The sequence below is a fragment of the Pseudoduganella sp. GW821-FHT12E03 genome, assembly GCF_058807115.1.
The window spans coordinates 229590-256513 of sequence record NZ_JBXAQJ010000002.1; the positions used below are offsets into that span (position 1 = coordinate 229590).

General features: G+C 63.3%; 18 protein-coding genes. 16 read left to right on the forward strand and 2 right to left on the reverse strand.

Annotation, left to right across the window (positions count from 1 at the left end; translation table 11 throughout):
* Positions 1–116: 116 nt before the first annotated feature.
* On the forward strand, positions 117–773 hold the full coding sequence (locus AC1RRC_RS04790) for an HAD hydrolase-like protein (protein WP_493054120.1): 657 nt from the start codon (positions 117–119) through the stop codon (positions 771–773).
* A gap of 126 nt (positions 774–899) precedes the next feature.
* On the forward strand, positions 900–1061 hold the full coding sequence (locus AC1RRC_RS04795; RefSeq protein ID WP_493054121.1) for a hypothetical protein: 162 nt from the start codon (positions 900–902) through the stop codon (positions 1059–1061).
* A gap of 12 nt (positions 1062–1073) precedes the next feature.
* Here the strand turns inward: AC1RRC_RS04795 and AC1RRC_RS04800 are convergent, their stop codons facing one another.
* Both AC1RRC_RS04800 and AC1RRC_RS04805 read right to left on the reverse strand, forming a co-directional pair.
* A complete protein-coding gene (locus AC1RRC_RS04800) occupies positions 1074–5018 on the reverse strand; it encodes a CHASE domain-containing protein (RefSeq protein ID WP_493054122.1) in 3945 nt (1314 codons plus the stop codon).
* Positions 5019–5103: 85 nt separating this feature from the next.
* Positions 5104–5886 carry an IclR family transcriptional regulator domain-containing protein gene (locus tag AC1RRC_RS04805; RefSeq protein ID WP_493054123.1) on the reverse strand — a complete coding sequence of 261 codons (783 nt, stop codon included), beginning with the start codon at positions 5884–5886 and terminating at the stop codon, positions 5104–5106.
* A 151-nt stretch (positions 5887–6037) separates the two neighbouring features.
* Here AC1RRC_RS04805 and AC1RRC_RS04810 point away from each other — a divergent pair, with 151 nt between their 5' ends.
* The 14 genes from AC1RRC_RS04810 (at position 6038) to AC1RRC_RS04875 (ending at position 26904) form a co-directional block, all read left to right on the forward strand.
* Positions 6038–6913 carry a 4-hydroxyphenylpyruvate dioxygenase gene (locus AC1RRC_RS04810; protein WP_493054124.1) on the forward strand — a complete coding sequence of 292 codons (876 nt, stop codon included), beginning with the start codon at positions 6038–6040 and terminating at the stop codon, positions 6911–6913.
* Entirely contained in the window at positions 6906–7751 is an 846-nt protein-coding gene (locus tag AC1RRC_RS04815; protein WP_493054125.1) for a shikimate dehydrogenase family protein, read from the forward strand. Before AC1RRC_RS04810 ends, AC1RRC_RS04815 begins: the two co-directional genes overlap by 8 nt.
* A 91-nt stretch (positions 7752–7842) precedes the next feature.
* On the forward strand, positions 7843–8730 hold the full coding sequence (locus tag AC1RRC_RS04820) for a sugar phosphate isomerase/epimerase family protein (RefSeq protein WP_493054126.1): 888 nt from the start codon (positions 7843–7845) through the stop codon (positions 8728–8730).
* Positions 8731–8740: 10 nt separating this feature from the next.
* Positions 8741–9196: a type II 3-dehydroquinate dehydratase gene (gene aroQ / locus AC1RRC_RS04825; RefSeq protein ID WP_493054127.1), complete on the forward strand. Its 456-nt coding sequence runs from the start codon at positions 8741–8743 to the stop codon at positions 9194–9196.
* A 54-nt stretch (positions 9197–9250) separates the two neighbouring features.
* On the forward strand, positions 9251–10378 hold the full coding sequence (locus AC1RRC_RS04830; protein WP_493054128.1) for a porin: 1128 nt from the start codon (positions 9251–9253) through the stop codon (positions 10376–10378).
* 32 nt (positions 10379–10410) lie between these two features.
* On the forward strand, positions 10411–11772 hold the full coding sequence (locus AC1RRC_RS04835) for an MFS transporter (RefSeq protein WP_493054129.1): 1362 nt from the start codon (positions 10411–10413) through the stop codon (positions 11770–11772).
* 134 nt (positions 11773–11906) lie between these two features.
* Positions 11907–12425, forward strand: coding sequence for a hypothetical protein (locus tag AC1RRC_RS04840; RefSeq protein ID WP_493054130.1), 519 nt, complete (start codon positions 11907–11909; stop codon positions 12423–12425).
* 94 nt (positions 12426–12519) lie between these two features.
* The gene (locus AC1RRC_RS04845) at positions 12520–13098 is read left to right on the forward strand and encodes an RNA polymerase sigma factor (protein ID WP_493054131.1); all 579 of its coding nucleotides are present in this window, start codon (positions 12520–12522) and stop codon (positions 13096–13098) included.
* Positions 13085–14077 (forward strand): FecR family protein, encoded by a 993-nt coding sequence (locus AC1RRC_RS04850; RefSeq protein ID WP_493054132.1) that lies wholly within the window; start codon positions 13085–13087, stop codon positions 14075–14077. Before AC1RRC_RS04845 ends, AC1RRC_RS04850 begins: the two co-directional genes overlap by 14 nt.
* A gap of 67 nt (positions 14078–14144) precedes the next feature.
* A complete protein-coding gene (locus AC1RRC_RS04855) occupies positions 14145–17501 on the forward strand; it encodes a TonB-dependent receptor (RefSeq protein WP_493054133.1) in 3357 nt (1118 codons plus the stop codon).
* Between the two features lie 302 nt (positions 17502–17803).
* Entirely contained in the window at positions 17804–20929 is a 3126-nt protein-coding gene (locus AC1RRC_RS04860; RefSeq protein WP_493054134.1) for a TonB-dependent receptor, read from the forward strand.
* A gap of 90 nt (positions 20930–21019) precedes the next feature.
* Complete coding sequence (locus tag AC1RRC_RS04865; RefSeq protein ID WP_493054135.1) at positions 21020–22675, forward strand: GH35 family beta-galactosidase; 1656 nt, start codon at positions 21020–21022, stop codon at positions 22673–22675.
* 53 nt (positions 22676–22728) lie between these two features.
* On the forward strand, positions 22729–24765 hold the full coding sequence (locus AC1RRC_RS04870; protein WP_493054136.1) for a rhamnogalacturonan lyase: 2037 nt from the start codon (positions 22729–22731) through the stop codon (positions 24763–24765).
* Between the two features lie 78 nt (positions 24766–24843).
* Entirely contained in the window at positions 24844–26904 is a 2061-nt protein-coding gene (locus AC1RRC_RS04875; protein ID WP_493054137.1) for a beta-galactosidase, read from the forward strand.
* Positions 26905–26924: the final 20 nt, after the last annotated feature.

A 26924-nucleotide genomic window follows, 5' to 3' on the forward strand; every position in this document is an offset into this window, starting at 1 on the left:
GCGGTGAAATCATAAGGTAATACTTATCAATCACGAATAATAATTAATTTTTCTTCCGCGTTTAACGATCGTATATTGACAGCTCTGCAAGCACCCACTGACGACGAAAGAGAGCCATGACGATCAACGCGATTCTGCTGAACCTGGATGAAATCCTGTTCGATACGGCGCCGCTGCACCTGGCGGCCATCCGCGCCGCAATGGAGGGCACGGGCGTGCCGCTGCGCTGGAGCATGCCGGAATTGCGCGAAGTGGCGTCCACCGTGGGCTGGACCCGGGTGCTCGACGTGGCGCTGCCACAGGACGAGAAGACCGACGGCAAAGCCGGCAAGTCGCGCGCGATCGACCTGAACGCCGCCCACCACCGCCATTTCCACGCGGCGCTGGCCACCCGCAAGCCGGAAGCCAATCCGCGCGGCCTGCAATTGATCAAGGATGCGCTGGACGCCGGCTGCAAGCTGGGCGTCATCAGCGATTTGCCTGCGCCATCGGTCGGCGCGCTGCTGGAGCAATTGTTTGGCAATGACGTCAACAGCAAGTTCACCGTGGTGGCGTCGCGCCACGACGCGCGCCACCGCCAGCATGACGGCCTGCATGCGCTGGCGCTGCGCACCATGGGCGTGGATGCGGAGGAAACCGTGTTGATCGATACCTCGCTGCCGAACCTGCTGGCGGCCCGCAAAGCCGGCTTGCGCACGGTGCACTTCAAAATGCCCGGTATCCTGAGCTGGAAATCGCTGCCGGCCATGGCCTCGCGCGCCAGCGCGAACTGATACAGGGTGCTGGCAGCGATATCGGAATCGATATCATCATTATCAAGAACTTGATTGGAAATTGAGCAGCGATCCACCTAAGATGGACTCGGCAGTCAACGGATCATCACCATCAGGAGAACCAGCATGACGCAGCAAAAGCACCCGACCAAGGAACAAATCCGGCAATACCTGGAAGCGCGCCAGGCGGAACGCTGCCCGCCGCCGTCGATGCAGGAAATCCGCCGCCAGCTGGGCTGGGACATGCTGCGCACGGCCGGCGGCCCGGCCACGTTGGGTTATCGCTGAATTAATGTGGTATCAGCCGGCGGGCCGCGTGCAATGTCTTTGCACCACCGCCAGCAAGTCGGCCCAGTCGACCGGCTTGGCAATAAAGTCATCCATCCCCGCCGCCTGGCATTGCGCCTGTTCCGACAACGTGACGCCGGCGCTCATGGCCAGCACCGGCAGCGACAATCGCAGGTCGTTGCGGATGCGGCGGGTGGCTTCGAAACCATCCATGACCGGCATTTGCACATCCATGATCACCAGGTCGATGCTGCCGGCATGGGTGCGCAGGTACGACACGGCTTCTTCGCCATTATTGGCAATCGCCACGTTGGCGCCGCCATGCTCCAGCATGTTGCGCGCCACCACCTGGTTCAGCAAGTTGTCTTCCACCAGCAGCAGCGATACGCCGGCCAGCGGCTGGTCCATGTCGGGTGGAATGTATTCCGGTTCAGGCGTGGGTTCTGGTTTCATTATTGATTGTTGGTCAGCTTTGATCAGCGCATGATACAACGCGGCGTGTGTCAATGGATGGGTCAATACCGCGCCGGCCGTTGCCTCCCGGTTGCCGGCCTGCAACTGGTACGCGTGGGCCGCCTCGATCACCAGCGGCGCGGGTTCCGTCAACGCCGCCACCGCCGCCAGCGCCGCAACCTGGTCATGTTCCGCCAGCACCGCGCTGTAAGCCTGGCCCTGCTCCCTGGCGGCCAGTGCCAGGCGGTACGCCGCCGTGCTGTCGCCGGCCATGTCCACAGTGTAGCCGAGGCGTGCCGCCAATTGCGCCATGCTGGCTTGTTCCGGCTTGTCCAGCCCCACGCACAGCAATCGCAATCCTTGCAGGTGCAATGGCAGCGGATGGCGGTCGGGCAGGGTGGCTGCGCGCAGCGGTAACTGCAGGCCGAAGGTACTGCCCACGCCCAGCGTACTGCGCACGTCCAGGGTGCCGCCCATCAGCGCGGCCAGGCGGCGCGACAGCGCCAGTCCCAGTCCCGTCCCGCCAAAGCGGCGCGCCATCGAGCTGTCGGCCTGGTTGAACGGGATGAACAGCCGGTCGGCCTGTTCCGGTGCGATGCCGATGCCGGTATCGGCCACTTCGCAGCGCAGCCATGGCCGGCCGTCCGGACCCGGCGTCGTCGACACCGTGACGGTCACCGAGCCCCGTTCGGAAAACTTGATGGCATTGCCGACCAGGTTAAGCAAGATTTGCTGCAGGCGCAACGCATCGCCGTTCAACGCATCCGGCACGCCGGGCGCGATGACGATGGCCACCGCCAATCCCTTGTCGCCCGCATGGATGGCCATCACGGACGCCAGCGCATCGACCACGTCGGCCAGGTAAAACGGTTCCTGCGCCACATCGAGCTTGCCCGCTTCGATCTTGGAAAAATCCAGCACGTCGTTCAGCACCGCCAGCAGCGATTTGCCGGCCACGGAAATCATTTGCACGAAACCGGATTGCTGGGAATCGAGGGTGGTCCGGTCCAGCAATTGCACGGCGCCCAGCACGGCGTTCATCGGCGTGCGCAATTCATGGCTCATGTTGGCGACAAACAGGCTTTTGGCGGCGCTGGCCGCTTCAGCCTGGATTTTCGCGTCATTCAGTTCGCGCTCGGCGGCTTTTTCCCGCGTCACATCGCGCAGGATCATGGCGTAGCCGATGCACGCGCCACCCTGGCCCAGCACGGGGAACAGTTGCATCAATGCGAGGAAAGCGCTGCCGTCGTGCCGCGTGCGTTCGCCCAGCTCTTCGAACTGGCCGGCCTGCAGCGCCGTATCGAGCATGGCGCGCGCCGCGTGCACCGCGGCGAGATCGGGGCTGATCAGGCTGGACATCGGACGGCCGATGATTTCGCTGTCGCCATAACCAAACAGGCGCGCCGCGCCGGCATTCCAGGTGGCGATAAAGCCGGACGGGTCGAGCAGCACGATGGCGTGGTTGGCGATGTTTTCGGTCAACAGCCGGAAACGCGCCTCCGACTGTTCCAGGCTGGCGGCCGAACGCACCACGTCGACTTGCGCCAACTGGCGCGCCTTCACCAGGCTCAGGCTGAGGCCATAAAACAGCAGGCTGACCAGCGTGCCCAGGGTCAGCACCAGGTGAGATTTGCCGCGGTCGACGTCGGCGTCGAAGGCCGCGGTGGGACGCATGCGCAAGATCCACTGGTGGCCGTTGTCGCCCACGGTGACGGACTGCAGGCTGGTGAGCGGGAGATAGCTGGGCGACTGGCCATGGTCGGCCACGCTCTCGTACATCAATTTGCCGTCGGGGGTGCTGTCGAGGATGTCGAGCCGCACCTGTTGCAGGCTGGCGCCGAAGATGCCGCGAATCAGGTCGCGCATACGGAACGGGCTGTAGACGAATCCGGTGGGCGGACCCAGTTCTTGCGCGCTGCGCGCGGCGCCGGTATACACCGGGTTATACATCAGGAAGCCGATCTGCTTGTCGCGTGTGATTTCCTGCACCAGCGTGACGGGTCCGGAAGCGCTGAGGCGGCCATTCTGGATGGCCTCCTGCAGCGCGCGCCGGCGCGTCGGTTCTTGCAGCATGTCGTAGCCGATGGCGGCACGGTTGCGCTCACTTTGCGGTTCCAGGTAGGTGACGGGCACATAGGCGGCGCGCCTGCCCTCCGGCCAGATGTGGAAGGTGGCGTACTCGCGCCGCAGCGCTGCTGCCTCCTCGTCGGCCGAAGCCTGGGGAATATAGCGTGCATACCCCATGCCCTGCAGGCCGGGATATTGATGTTCCAGGTCGATGGCGCTGACATAGGCGCGCCATTCCGAGCGGTCCACAGTGACCGATGCGTCGAACAACGCCGCGCCGGCGCGCAGCAGCGATTCATACGACGCCAGCCGTCCGGCCAGTTTTTCACGCACCGTGCTGGCGGCGTCGTCAAACCGTTCCCGGGTGCGCCGCTCCGTATCGGCATCGACCAGCGCCCAGGTGCAGACCGTGGCCGCGACGCCCAGGCCCAGGGTCAGCGCCGGCGTCCATGACAGTGGCGGATGCGCATGGCCGTGCTGGTCCGGCACCTGCTGGGCCGCCATGCGTTCGTCGCCATAGCCCGCCGTCAGCACCCACGCAACGATGGCCAGGATGGCGAGGAACGTGCACAGCGACAGCAGTGAGTGCTGCAGTACGCCGGAAATAAAGGCACCGCGCTGCATGGCGGTGGCGGGCACCGCGATGATGCAGATGATGGCCAGCACCAGGCACACCGCCGCGCGCCCGTGCCGCACCGCCGCCCAGCCGGCGAATACCAGCAACAGATAGGGCAGCGCACGCGGCACGATCCATTCATCCGGTGGCGGCGCAAATACCAGCAGCGCCGCGCAGGCGGTGGCGGCCAGCAGCGGCGCCAGGCGCGGTAGCGCGGCCCAGGCCCTGCGGCTGGCGCCGGCGTCGCGCTCATGGCGCATCAGCACCAGCAGCAGCGGGGAAATAATCAGCAAGCCAAGGAAGTCGCCGGTCCACCAGGTACCGCCCACCACCGCCAGCACGGCGGCGGGCACGATGCCGGACGCGCCCAGGGTCAGCGCGCCGATGATGGCGGCCACCAGGGCCGAACCGGCCGCGATGGCGGCGTACAGATAGACTTCCCGCTGCGATTTCATGCGGTGTGGCCGTACCCGCCAGCGCTTCGCCAGCCACGCGGCCAGCACGGCTTCCAGCGTATTGCCGATGGCGATGGCGCCGGATGCGGCAAAAATCACGGTATCGGCCGCGACAGCGTTGGATTTGAATACCGCGACATTGGCGCAAAACGCCCCGGCCAGTATCGCCGGCCACAGCGGCATGCCAAAGCGCAGCAGCAGCGCCAGCGCAAAACCGGAGGGCGGCCAGACCGGGCTGGCGTTGCTTTGCTCCAGCGCCAGCAGCAACCCCAGGCGGGCCAGCGCGTAATACACCAGCGCCGCCAGCACGATGCGCAGCACCAATGCCGGCTTGCGATTGACCAGTAACTGCGAGCTCACATCCATGCGTATCACCTGGCTGCGGGAAGGTGGGGTCAGGATACCCGAAAGGGGCCGGCGGGTGGTGACTGGTGGTGGCCCGCCGGTGGCGCTAAACCCACAACATCAGCGTATTGGCCATGGCCTGCAGCGCCGGCACGCAACGCGACGTGGCTTCCGCCTTCGACGTCCCCGACGCCAGCATCGACACGCTGAGCGCGCCGATCAATTGCCCGTGGCGGGTTTTCACGGGAACGGAAATGCCGCGCATGCCGATTTCATACTGGTTTTCCGTGATGCCGAATCCGGTTTCACGGATCGCCAGCAATTCGCGCAACAGCACGTCCTTGTCGGTCACCGTCAGGTGGGTGTAGGCGATCAGCTCGACCCGCGCCAGCCACGCGTGCAAGTCCTCGTCCGGCAAGGCCGACAACAGGACCCGTCCCGCCGTGGAGGCATAGGCCGGCAGGCGCGTGCCCGGTTCAAAGCCGGGCGACAGGTGGCGCGGCGCGTTGACCCGGCTGACGTATACCACGTCGTCGCCTTCGAGCACCGAATAATTGGTGGACTCCTGCAATTGCGCCGTGAGCTTTTGCAGGTACGGCACGATGGTGCGCGGCAGCCGCGCCGAATCGAGATAAGAGCGGCCCAGGGTCAGCACCTTGGGCGTCAGCCAGAACTGGCGGCCATCGGTGGCGGCCATGCCGGTATGCACCAGGGTCAGCAAATAGCGCCGCGCCGCGCTGCGGCTGATGGCGATCTTATCCGCCAGGGTGGTGGCGCTCAGGCGGGTGGTGTCGTCATCGAACGCGGCCAGCACTTGCAGGCCGGTCACCAGGCCGTCGATCAGGTCGCGCTGCGCGACTTGCACGTTGAGGAGCGGTGGCTTTTTCATGCCCTCATTATGCCCTCAAACCCGGCGGCACTGTCCGATAATCGCGCAAATTGCGCGATTAGCGCAGAAATCACGGTTTTTGCCGCTATTTTTGCCCCCTTGCCGTTTCTATACTGCCCTGCATACCAAGGACATGAGCAAGGAGCACATCATGCAAACACCACACAATCCGCTGGGCGTGGACGGCATTGAATTCATCGAATACGCCACCTCGCAGCCACTGGCGCTGGGCGCGCTGCTGGAACAGATGGGATTCGCCGCCACCGCGCGCCACCGTTCCCGCGAAGTCACCCTGTACCGCCAGGGCGGCATGAACGTGATCGTCAACGCCGATCCGCGCGCCCTGTCGCAGGCGGACGATGCGCCGCAATCGACCGTGATCAGCGCAATGGCGCTGCGCGTGCGCGATGCGGATGCGGCTTACCGCCATGCGACGGGGATGGGCGCGTGGGCGATCCAGACTCGCGCCGGCGCGATGGAACTGAATATCCCCGGCGTCCACGGCGCCGGCGACTCCATCGTGTATTTCGTCGACCGCTGCGACGACTTTTCCATCTATGACGTGGACTTCAAGCCAATCGCGCATGCACAGGACGGGAACAATGCGAATCCCGCCGCGCTGGAAGGATTGCATTTCTTTGGCGTGGTGCAGGCGATCGGCGAAGGCCGCACCGCCGAATGGTCGGACTTTTATCAGCAATTGATGGACTTCCGCCCGCTGCCGGAAGGCAGTTATTTTGGCGTGGTCCCGAAAGGCATGCTGCTGCAAAGCCCTTGCGGGAGCTTTTACCTGCAACTGGTGGAACCGCCCGCCGGCGCCGGCGGCTTGCAGTGGGAAGAACAGCTGATCCGGGTCGGCTTTGGCGCGCCGGACGTGCCGCGAGCGGTGCGCGCGCTGCGCGAACGGGGCATCGTGTTTGTCGACCGCGAGCCGGTGCAGGCCAGCGACAAGGGCGCATTGACGCAGCTGTACCGTGGCGGCGTGAGTTTCGAACTGGTGAAATCCAGCGGAGGCCGCCATGCGTGAGATTTCCGGCACCACCCGCATTTTCCCCGTGATCGGCTGGCCGGTGGAACAGGTCAAGGCGCCCGCGCTGTTCAACGCCTATTTCCAGCGCCACGGTATTGATGCCCGCGTCGTTCCCTTTAAAGTGCCGCCGCAGGATTACATCAACGCCGTGCGCACCCTGATGGCCATGGACAATGTCGGCGGCATCTTCGTGTCGATTCCCCACAAGCCGATGAGCGTGGAGGCGGTGGACCATCCGACCTCGCGCGCGCTGCTGGCCGGTTCCTGCAACGCCATCTATAAAGACGCGGACGGCTCGCTGATCGGAGATTTGATCGATGGCGAAGGTTTTGTGCGCGCCTTTGACCGCACCCTGGCCGGCGCGCCGTTCAACTGGGCCACGGCGAAAGCGCTGGTGGTGGGCAGCGGCGGCGTCGGCTGCGCGATTGCCGAAGCGCTGGCCGCGCGCGGCATTGCCGAAGTGGCGATCTGTGATACCCGCACCGAACAGGCCGAAGCGCTGTGCGCCCGCCTGCGGCATGCCTTCCCGCAATGCCGCGTGGTGCCTGGCCAGCCGGCCGCCGAGGGCTATCAGCTGGTGGTCAATTGCACGCCGCTGGGCATGTACCCGGACGATCCGATGCCGATCGACCTGCGCGGCGCGTCTCCCGAGTGCATCGTCGCCGATTGCGGCATGAAGATCGAGATGAGCCGCCTGCTGGTGGAAGCGCAAGCCCATGGCTGCCGCATCCAGAAGGGCAAGGAAATGCTGATCGAGCAGGCCCCGCTGTACCTGGAGCGATTCGGCTGGCCGGGTGTGAATTCCGATGATTTCCGCGCGCTGGAGGCCTTATGAATTTATCCAACTTCGGCATGGATATGATCACACTGCGCGGTCCCCTGGAAGCCAGTGTGAATTCCGCTGATTTCCGCGCGCTGGAGGCAGAATGAATTTATCCAACTTCGGCATGGATACGGTGACCCTGGCCGGCCCCCTGGAAGCCAAATTGCGGGCCTCGAAAGCCGCCGGTTTTTCCCAGCTGATGCTGTGGGCCAAAGACCTGGCGCAGCACCCGGCGGGCCTGGCGGACGCGGTGCGGGTGGTGCGCGAGAGCGGCGTGCGCGTGACGGGCATCCAGGTGATGCGCGATTACGAGGGACTCGATGGCGCGCTGCACGACTACAAGCTCGATATCGCGCGCCAGATGCTGCTGGTCTGCAAGGCGGTCGGCTCGCCCTTGCTGATGGTGTGCTCCAGCACCTCGGCGCACGCGACCGGCGACATGGACCACATCGTGCGCGACCTCGCCAAGCTGGCCAACCTGGCCGTGCCGCTCGGCGTCAAGGTTGGCTATGAAGCGCTGTCGTGGGGCCGCCACGTCAACCAGTACCAGCAATCGTGGGAAGCGGTGGAACGCGCCAACCATGCCAATCTCGGCATCGTGCTCGATTCCTTCCACATGCTGGCCAACCGCGCCGACTTCACTGAGCTGGACGATATCCCCGCGCACAAGATCGCGCTGGTGCAACTGTCCGATTTCATGTGGCGCGAAGTGCGCACGGCGGAAGAACGGCTGGAAACCGCGCGCCACCTGCGCGTGTTCCCCGGCGAAGGCAGCCATGCGCAGGAATTGTCCAACATGCTGCGCCGCCTGGACCGCAACGGTTACCGGGGCGATTTCAGCTTTGAAGTGTTCAACGATGATTACCTTCAATTCACGCCGGAAGTGGTGGCGCAGCGCGCGCACCGTTCCGCCAAATGGGTGACGGATCAAGTGTTGCGGCGCCGAGTGACGGTGCTGCAAGCGACCGCCGGCCATGCGGAAATGGCGTGAGGGGATGGCCATGAGTGTGAAAAAAACCATCCTGGTGTTGAACGGTCCGAATTTGAACTTGCTGGGCCAGCGCGAACCGGGCGTGTATGGCGCACAAACCTTGGCGGACGTGGAAACGCTGTGCCGAGCGGCCTGCGAACAGCATGGCCATGCGCTGGACTTCCGCCAATCGAACCATGAGGGCGCGCTGATCGATGCTCTGCACGAAGCCGGCGCGGCTCAGGCGGCCGGCACCTTGGCCGGCGTGGTGTTCAACGCCGGCGGCTATACCCACACCTCGGTGGCGCTGCATGACGCCATCAAGGGCGCGCAAGTGACCGTCATCGAGCTGCATATCTCGAACGTGCATGCGCGTGAACCGTTCCGGCATCACTCGTATCTGTCGCCAGTGTCGGCCGGCGTGTTGTGCGGCTTCGGCGTGCGGGGCTATGCCATGGCCATCGGCGCGCTGGCGGCAACTTTGTAATACCCAGGCAGTAACCAGGCAGTACCCATAAAACCACAACATCACAGAGACATCATGAACAAACACACTACCGCAGCACTGCTGCTGGCCGGGGCGGCGTTGTCCGCGCAAGCCCAGACTTCGTCCAGCGCAGTCCTGTACGGCACCTTCGATGAATACATCGGCTACATCAGCAGCAGTTCCGGCAACAGCGTCACGGGCCTGAACGATGGCGCCATCCTGCGCAGCCGCCTGGGCGTGCGCGGCACCGAGGAGCTGGGCAACGGCCTGCAAATGAAATTCACCCTGGAGCAGGGCGTCAATGCCGATACCGGTGCCGGCGCGGACAGCAGCCGCCTGTTCGACCGCCAGGCGTGGATCGGCCTGAACACGCCATATGGCGAATTCCGCGCGGGGCGCCAGAACACGCAAGTGTTTTATATCGGCGGCGCCATCGATTACACCGAACGCACCACGTTCGGCTCCATCTTCAATACCTTTGGCGTGCCGTCCCGCTACGACAACGATCTCTCGTACAAATCGCCCCGCGTCGCCGGCGTGCAAGTGGATTTGCACTATGCGCTGCCGGAAAAAGCAGGCTACGGAGCCGGTGGCGGCGTGCGCCAACTGGCCATCGACTGGCAGCAGGGCGCATGGCGCGCCGGCTACGCGGGCGTGGTGGCCAGTCCGGATCCGGCCACGGCGACCGTGCGCCGCAAGATCGAATACCACAACCTGTATGCCAACTACCGCTATGGCCCGGGCACGCTATATGTCGCGGCGGGGCGCAGCAACAATTCGACCACCAGCGCCGCCGGCCGCAATGCCGGCTCCATCCTCAGCAACGTGGCCGCCGCCGGCAACAGCTTTGCCGGCATCGACGCCAACGCCAACCGCTTTCACAACCTGTGGGAACTGTCGGTTGACTACCGCGTCAACCAGCAATTTCGCGTGGGCGCGATGGTGGGCGGCGTGCACGACACCAGTGGCGGCAACGCCGGCGCGCGCAGCGCCAATATCGGCGCGTATTACGACTTATCGAAGCGCACGGTGTTGTACGGCTTTGCCACGGTATTGAAAAACCAGGCCAATGCCGGCTTCCGCTTCAGCAGTTCCGCCGCGCCCTCGGCCAACCTGGCCGGCGCCGATATCGACGGGCACCGCCTGACCGGCGTGCAGCTCGGCATCCTGCACAAATTCTGAGCCACACATTGATAGATAATATGGAGGAAGACATGAACACCACCACCACGTTACGCCAGCGGGATGCCATGCGCACAGCACCAGACCAGGCGGAATCCGCCGCCGAACCGGCTGTAAAACATAAGAGTTCGCCACGCAAGGCGGCCTTTGCCAGCTGGATCGGCAGCGCGGTCGAATACTACGACTTCTTCATCTATGGCACGGCCGCCGCCCTGGTCTTTGGCAAAATCTTTTTCCCGTCGTTCGATCCCGCCGTGGCGGCGGTGGCGGCGTTTGCCACTTTTGGCGTGGCCTACATCACCCGTCCGCTGGGCGCCGTCATGCTGGGGCACATCGGCGACAAGTATGGCCGCAAGAAAGTGCTGACCTTTACCTTGCTGCTGATGGGCGTATCGACCTTCTGTGTCGGCCTGCTGCCGACCTATGGCCAGATCGGCATGGCCGCGCCGGTGTTGCTGGTGGTGCTGCGCATGCTGCAAGGCGTGTCGGCGGCCGGTGAACAGGCCGGCGCCAATTCCATGACCCTGGAACACGCGCCGCCACACCGCCGCGCCTTCTTTACCAGCTTTACCCTGAGCGGTACCCAGGCCGGCCTGATCCTGGCGACGCTGGTGTTCCTGCCGCTGTCGTCGCTGCCGGAAGAAGACTTGCTGTCGTGGGGCTGGCGCATTCCGTTCCTGCTGAGCGCGGTGGTGGTGGCGGTGGGCATGTGGGTGCGCCGCACCTTGCCGGAAACCCCGGCCTTCGAGGAGGAAGCGCCGCAAAAGAATGAACGGATGCCGCTGGTGGAATTGATTGCCGACCACAAGGCCAACCTGCTGCGCGTGATCTTTGCCGCGCTGGTGTCGGTGGTCAGCACGATCTTCAGCGTGTTCACCTTGTCGTATGCGGTCAATACCATGCAACTGCCGCGCTCGACCATGCTGACGGTGCTGATCCTGGCCAACGCGGTGGCGCTGGGCGCGATCCCGCTGTGGGCGTCGCTGGCCGACCGCATCGGCCGCAAACCGGTCTTCATCTTTGGCGCGCTGGGTTCCGCCGTGCTGGCGTGGCCCTACATGTGGTCGATCGCCCATGGCCAGGTCGCACTGATTTTCGTGTTCGGCATTGCGTTGTCGGGCGTGGTGTACAGCGCCGCCAACGGTGTGTGGCCGGCCATGTACGGTGAAATGTTCTCGACCCGGGTGCGCTTGTCCGGCATGGCGATCGGGACCCAGATCGGCTTCGCCCTGGGCGGCTTTGCCCCGACCATCAGCGCGGCGATCCTGCAGCCAGGCCCGATGGGCTGGATGCCGGTGGCGGCGTTTGTCACGGCGACCAGTATCGTGTCGGCGATTTCCGTGGCGTCGGCGAAGGAGACGTACAAGGTGCCGATGAGCGAGTTGGGCAAGTAAAGTTGGGCAAGTAAGCTTCACGCTGCTGGAATACCGGGGCCGGTTCCTGTAAAGGACCGGCCTTTTTTTATTGCATTGTTTTATCATGCCGGGGCGCCTGCAATCTTGTCAGGCTTTTAATGGAGTCATGATCGATGAAACGCGTTTTGACCTTACTGGCGGCATTGTTGCCGTTGACCTTCTCCAGCGCGTGGGCCGATGGCGGCAGCACGGTTGCCGGCCCGGAAAACAGGGGGAATTCGAACGGGCTCGCGGTGCAACTGGTCCTCACGGCCGACGAAAACGCGTTCCGGCAAGCGTGGAGTCAACCGACCACGCCGAAATTGAGCGTGACGCAGACGGTGCGCCAGGGTGGGGAGGTTGCCGCGCTGTTGATCTTTGGCGGCTGCGTGGCCAATGCGGCGGGCGTGTGCGACCTGGTATCGGAATTTGAGCTGGAAGGGCCTGATGGCAAAAAAGTTCCGGCCAGCGGCGGCGCGGTATGGCAGCTCCAACCGATGGCGCCCGGCCGGGTCCAGCTTGGGACTGTCTCTATCAGGATGAGTTTTGACCAGACCGATCCCCTTGGCGATTACCGGCTCTGGGCCGAGGTCAAGGACAAGGTGTCGGGCAATGTGGTGTCGGTTCGGACGGGGTTGAAGGTCACGCAATAGCCAGCGGAATCGCAAGTGAAAAATATTCCCGTTCAACCATAGGAAATCGCTTTCCGGCCCGTCAAATCAGTAGAGAGTAAGCGAAAGCCAGGTCATGGACCCAGAAATAATTGATTGGATGGCAACAAATTTTGTGCCGTTTGAGGCCGAATTGCGGCAGGTGCTTCGTCGCGTCTGTAGCAATCACTCCGAAATCGATGATGTCATCCAGGAGTGTTATTACAAGGTGCTGATGCTCGACAGCGTCGACCATGTGCGCGAACCGAGGGCTTTTCTGGTGCAAATGGCAAAGAACCTGGTGATCGACCGGTTCAGGCGGGAATCCATCGTCAATATCGAGGCCATGGCGAACCTGGATGAACTGGATGTGGAAGATTATTCGCCAACGCCTGAACGTGTCGCACTGGCCCGCTCCGAACTCAAATGGGTGATCGGACTGATTGCCAACCTGCCGGACCGCTGCAAGGAAGTGTTCCGGGCGCGCCGGATCTACGGGCTGTCGCAGCGGGAAACGGCGGAAACCTTGGGGATCACTGAAGGTATTGTTGAGCAGGAAACGATTAAAGGGATGGGCCTGATTTCGGATATGGTTGCGCGCGTGGGGTCGGACAATGGCCCCGGGCACGTGAAGACTCACAAACGCGCAGGCAAGAGAAAACATGTCAACGATTGATCAAGAAGCCATGCACTGGCTGGTGCGAAACACGCAGGGAACGCTGGGCGACGCGGAGCGCCAGGCTTTCCAGGCCTGGTTTGCCGCCGATATCCGGCATAAGGGCGCCTATGCGCGTGCCGCCGCCATCGACCAGACATTGTCGCGCGCTGCGGTGCAGGAAAACTTACGGCCAGGCCGTGAGCGGCTGCAAGTGGAGTGGTCGGGCGCATCCTGGAATCAGGCCAGTTCGCGCCGGAATTTCCTCCGGTTTGGCGCGATGGCGGCGGGTGTGGCGGTGCTGGCAACCACTGGCATTTTTTATATGCAGCCCGAAGAGTTCGCGGTGACCACGGCGGTCGGCCAGTTCCGCAAGGTGCAACTGGCCGACCATAGCATCGCCAGTATCAACAGCGGCAGCGGCCTGGATGTCCGGCTGAGCCGTACCGGGCGCGATATCACGCTGCGCCAGGGCGAGGCCTGGTTCGAAGTCGCCAAGGACAAGTCGAAACCGTTTGTGGTGACGGCGGGTGACGTGCAGGCGCGGGCGGTGGGAACGGCGTTCGGCGTGCGGCGTTTTGGCAATGGGTCCGAGGTGATGGTGACCGAGGGCACGGTGGAAGTGTGGAGCAGGGAAGCCGTGGCCCGGAAAGTCTTGCTGGCCGCCGGCGAGATGGCGTTCGTGCCTAACCAGGCCGCGCAGATCACCGTCGTCAGGCAACCGCAGGAAATCGAGCGCAGACTGGCCTGGAGGGAGGGTAAAGTGATCTTCGTGAACCAGACCTTGGCGGACGCGGTGGCGGACTTCAATCGCTACAGCCCGCGCAAGATCGTGATCGTCGACCCGCAACTGGGCGGCAAGTCGTTCGTCGGCCAGTATCCGATCGATGCGCCGGAATTATTCGCCAAGGACGTCGGCGCGTACCTGGGTGTGCCGATCGTGATTACCGCCGACCGCATCCTGATTGGCGTGAACCGGGGGAACAACGCTAAAATCTGAAGCGGTTGATCACAGGGACAGGCGATAGTCCCGGATAATAAGCCTTTCCAGGCAGGGGAGACGCCCGATGAACAGTCATCATTGCAGAAGCGTCGCTGCAATCGTGGTGAGTGTGGGAGCGGTGGCGGCGCCGCACCAGATACATGCGCAGGAAGTGCGCAAGCCGTTCAACATCGCGGCGGGAGCGGCAGCGGGCGCCATCGCTGAATTCGCGCGGCAGGCCGGCATCAATGTCCTGGTATCGAGCGAACACCTGACCGGAATCGCCACCCGCGAAGTGCGTGGCACGTTCCATGTGGCCGAAGCGCTGGAGCGGCTGCTGGCGGGCACCGGCCTGGCCAGCAAGGTCAGCGAGAGTGGCGGGGTGTTTATTTCGCCCCGGGCCATTGCGCCTCCCAGGCGTAACGAGGCGCCCAAGCCGGATGCCGCAAACGCCGCTGCGAACCCGCCGCAGGAAGCCGTCGTCGTGATTTCCGGCACCCGCCAGTCGATGATTTCCGCCATTCATAGCAAGCGGCTGGCCAGTACCATCACCGATGCCATCTTCGCCGAGGACATAGGGCAGTTCCCCGACAAGAATATTGCCGAGGCCATGTCGCGCGTTACCGGCGTCCAGCTGTCGCATGAGTTTGGCGAAGGCAACCAGATTTCCATCCGTGGCGTGCAGCCGGACTTGAACCGGATTGAGATCAATGGCATGACGGTGCTGTCCACGGTGGAAGCGGGCAGCCGCGCGCCGGAATTGCGCGAACTGCCGTCGGAACTGATCAAGGCGATCGATGTCATCAAGGGGGTGACCGCCGACACCACCGAGGGCGGGATCGGCGGCACCGTGAAAATCCGGACCAACCGGCCCCTGGATTTCAAACAATTCACCATTGCGGCCACCAGCGCGGCGGAACAAAATTCACTGCGCGGTGGTGTTCAGCCACGCGCCAATTTCCTGATTGCCGATCGCCTGCTGGACGACAAGCTGGGTCTGATGGTCAACCTGGTCTACGACAAGGTGCTGACCCAGGCGGACCGCGTGCGCAATACCGGCTGGCGTTTTCTGCGTGACTGGGATTTGTCTCCCGAGAAAACCGTCCCTTCGCTCAACCCGGCCGCTGCGGCTGTGATGGAGCGCAGCGGTTGCGGCACGTTGAGCGGGACCAGCCGCAGTGACTGCGAGCGCCAATGGTATGACTACAGCCCCAGCGTGCCGCGCTATGGGCTGTGGCGGCGCGACCATCAACGCATGACGGGCGAATTCACGGCCCAATACCAGTTCCAGCCTGGTCTGACCGCGTACGCGTCCTTTCAGCGGTTCCGGCAAAACACTCGTGTCGTCGACCATAACTTCCAGACCGATCTCACCACCGTGGACCGCCTGGCCAATGCCGATGTGCTGCCGTCGTATAGCGCCAGCGGTGTTCCCTCCGGTGGCGCCTGTCAAGCGGTCGATGGCGCCAGTACGCCGGCCGGCGTGGTGGTCACCAATCATCACGTGACCGAGTACGTGGTGGGTAACTGCGTCGCGGTGGCGGGGCGGGGCGGCTATAACGCTTTCACCATCTCGGCGCGCGACTCCGCGCAGCGTGCCGATGCCTATTACCGTTCCGCCGGCGCCAACTGGCGCCACGGCAACTGGGAAGCCGAGGGCATGCTGGTCAGGTCCAACGCCGGCTATCGCGCGGACAACAACTTTGTCGGCCTGACCATGAATGCACCCGGCCTGAAGGTCACGCTGGACAGGCATGGCTTCCCGCACTTCACCTTCCCGTTGGCCGCGCGTCCCGATAACCCGGCTGCCTATACGCAGGCGCAACTGGCATACCTGCCGTCGGAGCTCGACACGTTCGAAGACCAGATGAAGCTGGATTTGCGCTATCGGACCGGCCTGCCGCTGATGAAGAAAATCGCCTTTGGCGTGCAAGGCCGCCAATACGGATCGGTACGTTATGCGGACGGTGGCTACGTGCTGAACGCGGGTGGCAACCTGACCAGCACCGCCGACGACCTCGACGTGCAATCGTCCACCACGCGCTATACGTGGAACTACGATCCGCTGAATCCCGGGACGGCACTGCGGCCGCCCACGGCCTTGCCCTTCATCGACGCCAATAGCAGGGAACTCTGGGTATCGTCCGCGCAAATGCGGCAACTGGTGCGTGCGATCAGCACGCCGACACCGGCGTTTTTAACGGGGGCCGGACTGGGCGGATTTCCGTCGACGTGGGTGACGCCGGATTACGCCGCCACGACGCCTTTTTTTAATACCGCAACCTTCAACCATGACCTGGTGCGCCAGGCGCTCGGCAGGGATGGCAATGTCTACCCGCAAATCCCGTCGTACCAGGTGGAGGAACGGGTTCGCGCCGCCTACCTGCGCCTGGACTTCGACCATGAGTGGCCGGGTTTTTCAGTCGATGGCAACGTCGGCCTGCGCTATGCCGGCACCCGCACCCGCTCAACCGGCCGCTACAGGGTGCTGCAGCGGATTGAACGCACCCCCGGTAGCCCCTTGTTTGATGACCGCCTGGTGAGCAATGCGATCGTCGTGAAAGACAGCCGTTACGCTGACTATCTTCCGAGCCTGAATGCGGCCCTGTGGCTGCTCGACGGGCAGCTTGTGCTCCGCACCGGATATGGCAAGGTCATGGCGCGCCCGAGCCTGGACCGGCTCAATCCCAATTTTGCCTGCGTCATCGATAGCGGCAAACCGCAATTTGGTGGCGACGGCGTCGATGATTGCAATGGCGGCAACCCGGACCTGAAGCCTTACCGCGCAGCGAACAAGGATCTGTCGCTGGAATGGTATCCCCGCCGCGACAGCCAATTGAGCCTGGCGTACTTCCGCAAGGATATCGCGTCGGCGATCCAGGGCAACGCGGTGGTGCGCAAGGACTTGCTCGGCGACGGCATGCTGTTCGATGTGGCCACCGCCGTCAATGGCCCGGGCGCCACCACCACGGGGCTGGAGTTGGCGGGACGCACCGCGCTGACCTTCCTGCCGGGCGCATGGAGCGGCTTTGGCGTGGATGGCAGTTTCACGCGCATGGGGTATGACTATGCGCCTGGCACGGAGCTGGTCAATCCACTCGATGGCAGCCAGTTGCCGTTTCCAGGCATGTCCCGCACCGCCTACAACATGGCGCTGTGGTATGACAAGGGACCGGTCAACGCGCGCCTGGCCTACAGCCGCCGGGCCGGTTTTTACACCGGCTCGAATGACGCCAATACTGGCAATCCCTTGTTTGTCGAATCCTACGGTTTCCTCGACGCCAAGCTGCAATTCCGGATCGACAAGCATTGGTCGGTCTCGCTGGAAGCAAAGAACCTCACCGATGAAAGCACACTGACCACGGCCGGCGCGCGTACCCGCCCCGTGGAATACTCGTGGAGCGGCCGCCGCTACTTCCTGACGCTCGGCTATCGGCATTAAGCGGATGCCTCCTGGCCGGATCCGCTCACATTGTTGAGCGATTCAAATTTTTTCACGCAATCCCATAGGAAATGCCGTTGGAGCGCGTCAGAAATTATAAGAAGACCAGGATTGAAAACCAGGAGACCCGCATGACGTTCCCCCCACTTCGCCACAGTCCCGCACCGGCCATGTCCTGCCGCTAGCGGCGCGCGCTTAGCCACATCCCGTCGTTGGCATCGGTACCCGGTTTGTCCGGGCGCCAGGGGATGCTTTTATCTTTTTTTAGCACCAGCAGACATAACAATCAGGAGACCAGTAGCATGGATAAGTATGTAAGCCAGACCGTCGTGTTCCAGCGTAAACGTTGCGCCGCAGCGGTTGCCGCGGTGGTGGCGATGCTGGGCAACAGCACGGTGCTGGCGCAGCAGGCGCCGGCCAAATCGGAAGCCAAAGAGGGCGCGGCCCAGGTGGTGGTGGTATCGGGTACCCGCCAGTCGGTCATGTCGGCGATCGAGCGCAAGAAGGGCGCCGCGACCGTGACCGATTCGATCGTGGCCGAAGACATCGGCCAGTTCCCGGACAAAAACGTCGGCGAGGCGCTGTCGCGCATCACCGGCGTGCAACTGTCGCGTGATTTCGGCGAAGGTAGCCAGATTGCGATCCGGGGCGTGGAACCCGACTTGAACCGGGTCGAGATCAACGGCCTGAGCGTACTGAGCACCAACAACACTGCCGGCCGGGGCGCCGAACTGCGCGAATTGCCGGCCGAACTGATCAAATCGATCGATGTCTACAAAGGCATCACCGCCGACCTGACCGAGGGCGGCATTGGCGGCACGGTCAGCGTCAAGACCAACAAGCCGCTGGACTTCAAGAAGCTCACGGTGGTGGGCAACCTGTCCGGCCAGCAGGCCACCTTGCGTGGCGGCGTGCAGCCGCGCGCCAGCTTGCTGGTGGCCGACCGTTTCCTGAACGGCGACTTGGGCCTGATGGCCAATCTGACCACCGACAAGGCGTACACGCAAGGCGACGCGGTGCGCAACACCGGTTGGCGCTTCATCCGTGACTGGGACTTTTCGCCGGAAAAAACCGCGCCCTCGACCAATCCCGCCGCCGCCGCCGTCGGCACCAAGGCCGGTTGCGCGGCACTGGCCGGCGCCGACCGTACCGCCTGCGATCGTCAATGGTTTGATTATTCGCCGTCGGTGCCGCGCTATGGGCTGGGAACGCGCGACAATAAACGCACGTCCGGCGAATTCACCGCGCAATACAAGGTCAGCAACGAATTGAATGTCTTTGGCAGTTACCAGCGTAACAAACAGGAGGCGCGTTTTGTCGACCTCACGTATGGCACCGACCTGACCGATGCGAACCGCCTGTCGGGCGCTGGCACGCTGCCGCGCTATAACGCCAACGGCACGGTGGCCGCAGCCGGCAGCTGCACGCCGGTCAGCGCCACCGCCACCCCGGCCGGCATGGTGGTGACCAATCACCATGTAACGGAATATGTGGTCGGCAACTGTGTTGCCGTGGCCGGGCAGGGTGGCTATGGCGCCTTCACCACGTCGACTCGCGACTTCCAGCAAAAGGTCGATTCCGACTACCGCTCCGGCGGCTTTAATTGGCGCAAAGGGGCCTGGGATGTGGAGGGCCTGTTCGCCAAGAGCAAGGCGGCCTATGAAAACGATACCAATTTCCTGGGACTGACGATGAATGCGCCGAGCCTGAAGGTCAAGCTGGACGCAGACGGCCGCCCGCATTTCGAATTCCCGGCCGCCTCCAGCCCGGACAGCGCAACGTCGTACACCCGCGCGGAATTCAGTTATCGCCCGACGGAATCGGAAAGCATGGAAGACCAGGTCAAGCTCGATTTGCGCTACCGCCCCGATATCCCGTTCATCAAGAAAATCTGGTTTGGTGGCCAGGGCCGCAAGACGCGCCAGTTCCAATACAACGGCGGCGGCTACTTGATCAATAACGGCAGCAACCTGGCCAGCACGGCGGACGACCTGGACGTCAAGACCGCCAACGTGACCCAGGTATGGAACTGGGACCCGCTGTATGTCGGCTCCCCCCCGGGCACGACCCAGCGCCCCGCGACCACCCAAAGCTTCATCAACAGCAATAACTCGGAAATCTGGGTCGGCCCGCAGCAAATGCAGCAGCTGGTCAACGCCATCCAGGCCCGGTCGCCGAATTTCCTCGGCGGTTCCGGTATCGGCGGCTATCCGGCCAACTGGATGGCGCCGGATTACCAGAGCGGTGCGACGTACTTTGACACCTCGCGCTTCAATCATGACGAAGTGCGCCAAGCGCTGGGCCGCGACGGCAACATTTATCCGCAAGTGCCGGCCTACGACACCCAGGAACGAATCCGTTCGGCTTATCTGCGTCTGGACTTCGAACAGGAACTGTTTGGCTATGACATCGACGGCAACATCGGCCTGCGCTACACCGGCACCCGTACCGTATCGACCGGCTTGCAGCAATACCGCCGCCGTGTGGAGCGCTCGGCCGGCAGTGCCACATTCGACGACCGCGTGATCGCCAACAGCATCGTTTCCAAGGAAAACAAGTACCACGACCTGCTGCCGAGCTTTAATGCGGCGACCTGGCTGGTCCCGGACCAACTGGCGGTGCGCGCCGGTTACGGCAAGGTCATGTCGCGTCCCGCCATCAACCGGCTGGCGCCCGCCATTAATTGCCTGGAAGGTTCCGGCAAGACCCAGTTCGGCGGCGATGGCACCGATGACTGCTCCGCGGGCAATCCGGACTTGAAACCGTACCGCGCAGCCAACAAGGATTTGTCGGTCGAGTGGTATCCGAACCGCGATACCCAACTGAGCCTGGCGTACTTCCGCAAGGATATCCAGACCTCCATCATGCCCAACGTGGTGGTGCGCAAGGACTTGTTTGGCGACGGCAAGCTGTGGGACGTGACCACCACGGTCAATTATGAAGGCGCCACCACCAAGGGCATTGAATTGGCGGCGCGCACCGCCTTCACGTTCCTGCCGGGCTTCCTCAGCGGCTTTGGCGTGGACGCCAATTACACGCGGATGAACTTCAAATATGCGGCCGGGGCGGAAATCCTCAATACGCTCGATGGCAGCGTGCTGTCCTTCCCGGGCATGTCGAAGACCGCCTATAACTTTTCGATCTGGTACGACAAGGACAAGATCAATGCGCGCCTGGCCTATAACTACCGCGATCCGTACTACACCGGCGGCAACGACATCAACACCGGCAACCCGGTCTTCATGGAAGCCACCGGCTACCTCGACGCGAAGGTCCAGTACCGCATCACGCCGAACCTGACGTTCTCGGTTGAAGTGAAGAACCTGACGGATGAAGTCTCCCAAACCACGGCCGGGTCGCCGGAGCGCAAGAACGACCTGACTTGGAATGGCCGCCGCTATTACGCCGGCGTGAGCTACAAGTTTTAACGTTTTCATCGAGGGCCGTTATTTCGGCTCTTCTCCCTTCCCCGCGTACGCGAGTACGCGGGTTTTTTTGGCAAAGCTGGAACCAAATTTATGACTCGCATACGCTGGACTGCCATCGTGACCGCACTGGGCTTGGCAACGTCGCTGTCGCTGGGCGCTGCCGCCCAGGAATCGCCGCACCTGAAAAAGCAGGGGACCGCCACCCAATTGATCGTTGACGGCAAGCCCTTGCTGATACTGGGCGGTGAACTCGGTAACTCCACGGCATCCGACCTGAAATACCTGGACAGTCACTGGGCCACCTTGAAAACCATCGGCGTCAATACGGTGCTCGCGCCGGTTGAATGGGACCAGATCGAACCGCGCGAAGGCGTGTACGACTTCGCCCCGCTGGACGGGTTGATCCGCCAGGCCGAGGCCAACAACGTCAAGCTGGTGCTGTTGTGGTTTGGGGCCTGGAAGAACTCGATGTCGTCTTATGCGCCGCCGTATATCAAGCATGACTACAAGACCTATGCCAAGGCCCAGGACGATAAAGGTGTGCCGCAGGATATCTTGAGTCCCTATGATCCGGATACCTTGAAGGCCGACCAGCGCGTGTTCGGCGCTCTGATGGCGCACCTGAAACAGTTCGACAAGAGGCACACGGTGGTGATGGTGCAGGTTGAAAACGAGATCGGCATGTTGCCGGTTGTGCGCGATTACAGTCCGCAGGCGCAGGCCGCCTTCAAAGGTGCGGTGCCTGCGGCCCTGACCGGCTATCTGCGTAAAAACACCGCCGGGTTGCATCCCTACGTGCGCGACGCCTGGGCGGCCAATGGCAGCAGGAGCGCCGGCACCTGGACGGAGGTGTTTGGCGATGGCATCGCGGCCCAGGAAATTTTCCAGGCCTGGGGCTTCACGGTCTTCGCCAATGCACTGACCAAGGCTGGCAAGGCGGCTTACGACTTGCCGATGTTCGTCAACGTGGCCCTGAACAGCCCCGGCCAGAAACCGGGTGAATATCCCAGCGCCGGGCCGCTGCCGCACCTGTTTGACATCTGGAAAGCCGGCGGCCCGGATATCGACATGATTGGCCTGGATGCGTATTTCCCCAACTATGTGTACTGGGCCGACCAGTTCAAGCGCCCCGATAATCCGGTCTTCGTCCCCGAAGCGAACCAGGCCGGCAAGTCCGATGCCGGCGCCAACGCGTTTTATACCCTGGGCGAGCTGGAAGGCATCGGCTTCGGCCCGTTCGCGATTGAACTGTTACCCAATCCGGCGACCGATCCGTTGACGGATGCCTACCGGGTCTTGCACCAGATGGCGCCGCTGGTGCTGGCCAACCAGGGCAAGGGCACCATGCGCGGCTTCAAGGCCCCGCTCAGCTATGAAGGCAAGCCGGACGAGACGCCGCGTACCTTCGACCTTGGCGGCTACACACTGACGGTGTCCATGGTGGATTCCCGCACGCCGAAAGAGACGCAGGATATCGCCGCCCACGGTGGCCTGGTGATCCAGACCGGCAAGGACGAATTCATCGCGGCCGGCCGGGGCGTGATTATCCGCTTCGCCGATGCCGCCGGTGCTGCCCATGCCGGCTACCGGGTCGGCATCGAGCAGATCGTCGACGGCGAATTCGTCAATGGCCGCTGGGTCGGCGGGCGTTGGCTCAATGGCGATGAGAGTGGCCAGGGCCGCTACCTGCGCCTGCCGCCGAACAAGTTCGGTATCCAGAAAATCAAGGTGTATCGGTACAAGTAAATTGCCTGGCAACTACCCGCCGCTGCGGGGACATCAACAATGAAGGATAGGAAATGAAGATTGCAATTCGTGGGAGCAACCTGCGCCAGGGCGTGCTCCTGGGCGCCGCGGCAGTGGCATTGCTGGCGGGGCACAGCGCCACGGCGGCACCGCGTTGGCTGGAAAACCTGGACCGTGGAGCGGTGGCGGTGCCGGCCAAGGATGGCGGCATCCTGGTGAACTGGCGTCTGCTGGCGTCCGATGCGCCGAAGACGGATTTCGATGTGTACCGCGATGGCACGAAGATCAATACGCGCCCGATCGGCGGCGCCACCAATCTGGTGGACAAGACCGGCACGCCGCGGTCGACGTATGTGATCAAGACCCGCGCCAACGGCAAGGTGGTCGCCTCCAGCAAACCGGTGGGCGTGTGGAGCGACGGCTATCTAAGTATTCCGATCCAGCAGCCGGAACCCGGGGTGACGCCATCGGGCGAGGCGTATTTCTATACCGCCCACGAAGCCAGCGTCGGTGACCTGGACGGTGATGGCCAGTATGAAATCATCCTGAAATGGGACCCGTCGCAAAAAGATCCTGCCAAGGAGCGCATCAGCCATGGCGACAATGCCAGGGACAACGCCTTCCACGGCTATACCGGCCCGGTCTATCTGGACGCCTATACGCTCGAAGGCAAGCGCCTGTGGCGCATCAACCTGGGCCGCAATATTCGTGCCGGCGCCCACTATACTCAGTTCCAGGTCTACGATTATGACGGCGACGGCCGCGCGGAACTGGCCGTGCGCACCAGCGACGGCACCATCGACGGCACCGGCCAGGTGCTTGGCGATCCGAACGCCGATTGGCGCGAGACCGGCGGCGAAGTGCCGTCCACCGACCGCACCGGCGGCGAAGTCAAATCGGACGGCAGCCTGAGCGCGCCGCTGCAGGGGCGGATCTTGAAAGGGCCCGAATTCCTGACCGTGTTCGATGGTCTGACCGGCAGGGCGCTGGCCAGCGAACCGTACTGGCCGCAGCGCGATCCGCGCACCGACGCGCCGACCGCCGACCAGTTGATGGAAACCTGGGGCGACCGTTACGGCAACCGCGCCGACCGCTTCCTGGCGGGCACCGCCTACGTGGACGGGCAGCGCCCCAGTATTATCATGGCACGCGGCTATTATGGCCGTACGGCGGTGGCGGCCTGGGATTGGCGCGATGGCAAGCTGACCAAACGCTGGACCTTTGACAGCGCCGCGCCGGGCAACGAAGCCTTTGGTGGCCAGGGCAACCACCAGCTCAGCGTGGCAGACGTCGATGGCGACGGCAAGGATGAAATCATCTACGGTTCGATGACCATCGATGACAACGGCAAGGGCTTGTGGAGCGCGGGCCTGAAACATGGCGACGCCATGGCCGTCAGCGACCTCGATCCGACCCGTCCCGGCCTTGAAAAATTCGGCGCCCATGAGGAAGTCAGGCATAACGGCGGGATCGGCGCCGCCATGCTCGACGCGCGCACCGGCAAGGTCCTGTGGAGCACCCCGGCCGACAAAGACACCGGGCGCGGCGTCGCTGCCGACATCGACCCGCGCTTCCCTGGCGCCGAAGCCTGGGCATCCAACAATGACGTGCTGTACACCGCGCAAGGCAAGCCGATTGAAGGCGTCAAGCATCCGCGCGAGCTGAGCTTCTTCGTGTGGTGGGATGGCGACGACTTGCGTGAAATGTTCGACAAGAACCGCATCACCAAATGGGACTGGCTTGCAGGGAAATCGCACACCTTGCTGGAGGCTACGGGTGCGGTGCACACCACGGGATCGAAAAATGTCCCGGTGCTGTCGGCCGACTTGTTTGGCGACTGGCGCGAGGAAGTCATCTGGCACACGCCGGATGAAAAATTCTTGCGCATCTATACCACGCCATATCCGACTGAACGCCGCCTGCCCACCCTGATGCATGACGCGCAATACCGGGTCGCCATCGCTTGGCAAAACACGGCGTATAACCAGCCGCCTTATCCGAGCTTCTTCCTGGGACACGGGATGAAGACACCGCCGGCGCCAAAAATCTTTACCCCATTGCTGAAGGCGGGGAACGACAAGGCCAAGTAAGCAGCAATTCAGGGCTGACCAGCGGCGCGTGCGGGCAAGTCTTGCATGCGCCGCTGCCACATTTATCAGGGAAAAAGCATGAAACAACACGCTACAACGATCGCGAAGGCGGCGCTGCTGTCGGTGGCGCTGCTCGGCGCGCCGCAACTCCTTGCCCAGGAGGCGAAAAGCAGGGCGGATTGGGCGGGGCGGGGGCAACTGTATGTCGGCGCCTGCTACCAGCCGGTCGACCGTTCGCCGGCGCAGATCAAGCTCGACATCGCCTACATGAAACAGGCGGGGCTGACGGTCGTGCGCCTGGGCGACCTATCGTGGGATTACTTCGAGCCACGGGAAGGCCAATTCAGTTTCGCGGCCTTTGATGCGGTCATGGCCCAGATGCACGCGGCCGGCATCAAGGTGCTGTTCGACATCGGCGGGTCCCCCGCGCCGCAGTGGCTGCACCAGCAGTATCCGGGCGTAACGCTGGTACGGGAGGACGGCAGCAAGCAGTATCCGGCGGAGCGCTACATGGACGATATCTCGGACCCGGACTACCGCCGCTTGCTGCATCGATTTGCTGAAAAAGTCACGGAACGCTATGGCAACCATCCCGCCGTGATTGCCATCGGCTACAACAATGAAATCGGCAATGGCTATATGTCGTTTTCCGAACCGGTGCGCCAGCGCTTCATCGGCTGGCTGAAAGCCCGCTACGGCGGCCTGCCCGCGCTGAACAAGGCATGGGCGGCGCAGCGCTGGTCGCGCACGATCACGGACTGGGACCAGGTCCGCCTGCCCAGCATTGCAGGGGTCGGGCCCAACGAGCGCTACCTGGACTTGCGGCGCTTCTGGTCCGATACCACGATCGGCGTGCTGCAGGACCTCGAAGCCATCCGCAAACGGCACGCGCCGGACAAGCCGGCGATCTCCAACCTGTTCAGCGACGCGGCGCGCCGCGGCTTCGACTACCTGTCGTCGTACCGCCAGTACGCCACCCACGGCGCGTTTGGCTACTACGCCGGCAACGCGATCGCGGGCGCCTTTGAGACCATGATGATGAAGGGGGCGATGACGTCGCCGGTCTGGTTCAACGAATTCCAGGCCGGGAATTTCGGCTTTTATGGCGAAAAGGGCCGTTCGCGCATGCTGACGTATTTCGGCTTGCTGAACGGCGGGCAGGCCATGCTGGCCTGGACCTTCAACAGCCACCTGGGCGGCGAGGAACAGATCATCTTCGGGCTGCTTGACCATAACGACAAGCCATCGTGGAAGCTGGCGGAATGGGGCGCGATCTCGAAGGAATTCAGTGCCCTGCAACAGCTGGGCTTCCCGCGCGCGGTCCAGCCCGAGATTGCCATGTCGTATTCCTGGGAGTCGCGGCAGGCGGCCAGCCGCCAGTCCGAGGGCGTGCGGCTCAACAAGTACTACACCACGCCGTACCGCGACCACAAGCACAACGCCTTCGCGCCGCTGTACAACGACAACCTCGACGTGGCCGTCATCAACATCGCGCATGAGGATTTGAGCCGTTACAAGCTGCTGGTCATTGCCGGTGAATACCTGATGGACCAGGCGGCCACCGATGCCGTGCGCCGGTACGTCAGCGGCGGCGGCACGGTGGTCATGACGGCGCTCTCCGACAAGGTGGACGGCACCAACCAGTGGCACGGCAGCGACTTGCCGGGCCGGCTCAGCGACGTGTTCGGGATGAGCACACGCGAGTTCTATACCCATCCGGCGCCGCTGACCGGCGCCATCGATGGCGTGCCCTTCAAGACCGGCACGCACTTCTATGAAGTGCTGGAGCCGGGCACCGCCGAGGTGCTGGCGCGCTTCACGAATGTCGAGGGCGCGCCGCCCGCGGTCACGTCGAACCGCTATGGCAAGGGGCGGGCAATCTATGTCGCGACCCACGCCCAGCCGTCGGTGCTGCAGCCGCTGTATCGCCAGCTATATCGGGAGCTCGGCATCGCGCGCGGCCCGGTCACGCCGGACGGCGTCTATGCCCGTGCTGTGGATGGCCGCACGCTCTATGTCAATACCAGCCGCAATGCCGTGGACATCCCGCTGCAGGGCGCGAAGCGGGGGAGGCTGTCGGGCGACAGCCTGGACGGCAAACTCCAACTGGGCGGCTATGGCGTCGAGCTGGTGGAGTAATCACGGAACAGCAGGGCTTG

Excerpts from the sequence above, each read along its gene's own strand:
- AC1RRC_RS04790 (WP_493054120.1), top strand. The coding sequence starts at position 117 with ATGACGATCAACGCGATTCTGCTGAACCTGGATGAAATCCTGTTCGAT.
- AC1RRC_RS04795 (WP_493054121.1), top strand. The coding sequence starts at position 900 with ATGACGCAGCAAAAGCACCCGACCAAGGAACAAATCCGGCAATACCTG.
- AC1RRC_RS04800 (WP_493054122.1), bottom strand. The coding sequence starts at position 5,018 with ATGGATGTGAGCTCGCAGTTACTGGTCAATCGCAAGCCGGCATTGGTG.
- AC1RRC_RS04805 (WP_493054123.1), bottom strand. The coding sequence starts at position 5,886 with ATGAAAAAGCCACCGCTCCTCAACGTGCAAGTCGCGCAGCGCGACCTG.
- AC1RRC_RS04810 (WP_493054124.1), top strand. The coding sequence starts at position 6,038 with ATGCAAACACCACACAATCCGCTGGGCGTGGACGGCATTGAATTCATC.
- AC1RRC_RS04815 (WP_493054125.1), top strand. The coding sequence starts at position 6,906 with ATGCGTGAGATTTCCGGCACCACCCGCATTTTCCCCGTGATCGGCTGG.
- AC1RRC_RS04820 (WP_493054126.1), top strand. The coding sequence starts at position 7,843 with ATGAATTTATCCAACTTCGGCATGGATACGGTGACCCTGGCCGGCCCC.
- aroQ (WP_493054127.1), top strand. The coding sequence starts at position 8,741 with ATGAGTGTGAAAAAAACCATCCTGGTGTTGAACGGTCCGAATTTGAAC.
- AC1RRC_RS04830 (WP_493054128.1), top strand. The coding sequence starts at position 9,251 with ATGAACAAACACACTACCGCAGCACTGCTGCTGGCCGGGGCGGCGTTG.
- AC1RRC_RS04835 (WP_493054129.1), top strand. The coding sequence starts at position 10,411 with ATGAACACCACCACCACGTTACGCCAGCGGGATGCCATGCGCACAGCA.
- AC1RRC_RS04840 (WP_493054130.1), top strand. The coding sequence starts at position 11,907 with ATGAAACGCGTTTTGACCTTACTGGCGGCATTGTTGCCGTTGACCTTC.
- AC1RRC_RS04845 (WP_493054131.1), top strand. The coding sequence starts at position 12,520 with ATGGACCCAGAAATAATTGATTGGATGGCAACAAATTTTGTGCCGTTT.
- AC1RRC_RS04850 (WP_493054132.1), top strand. The coding sequence starts at position 13,085 with ATGTCAACGATTGATCAAGAAGCCATGCACTGGCTGGTGCGAAACACG.
- AC1RRC_RS04855 (WP_493054133.1), top strand. The coding sequence starts at position 14,145 with ATGAACAGTCATCATTGCAGAAGCGTCGCTGCAATCGTGGTGAGTGTG.
- AC1RRC_RS04860 (WP_493054134.1), top strand. The coding sequence starts at position 17,804 with ATGGATAAGTATGTAAGCCAGACCGTCGTGTTCCAGCGTAAACGTTGC.
- AC1RRC_RS04865 (WP_493054135.1), top strand. The coding sequence starts at position 21,020 with ATGACTCGCATACGCTGGACTGCCATCGTGACCGCACTGGGCTTGGCA.
- AC1RRC_RS04870 (WP_493054136.1), top strand. The coding sequence starts at position 22,729 with ATGAAGATTGCAATTCGTGGGAGCAACCTGCGCCAGGGCGTGCTCCTG.
- AC1RRC_RS04875 (WP_493054137.1), top strand. The coding sequence starts at position 24,844 with ATGAAACAACACGCTACAACGATCGCGAAGGCGGCGCTGCTGTCGGTG.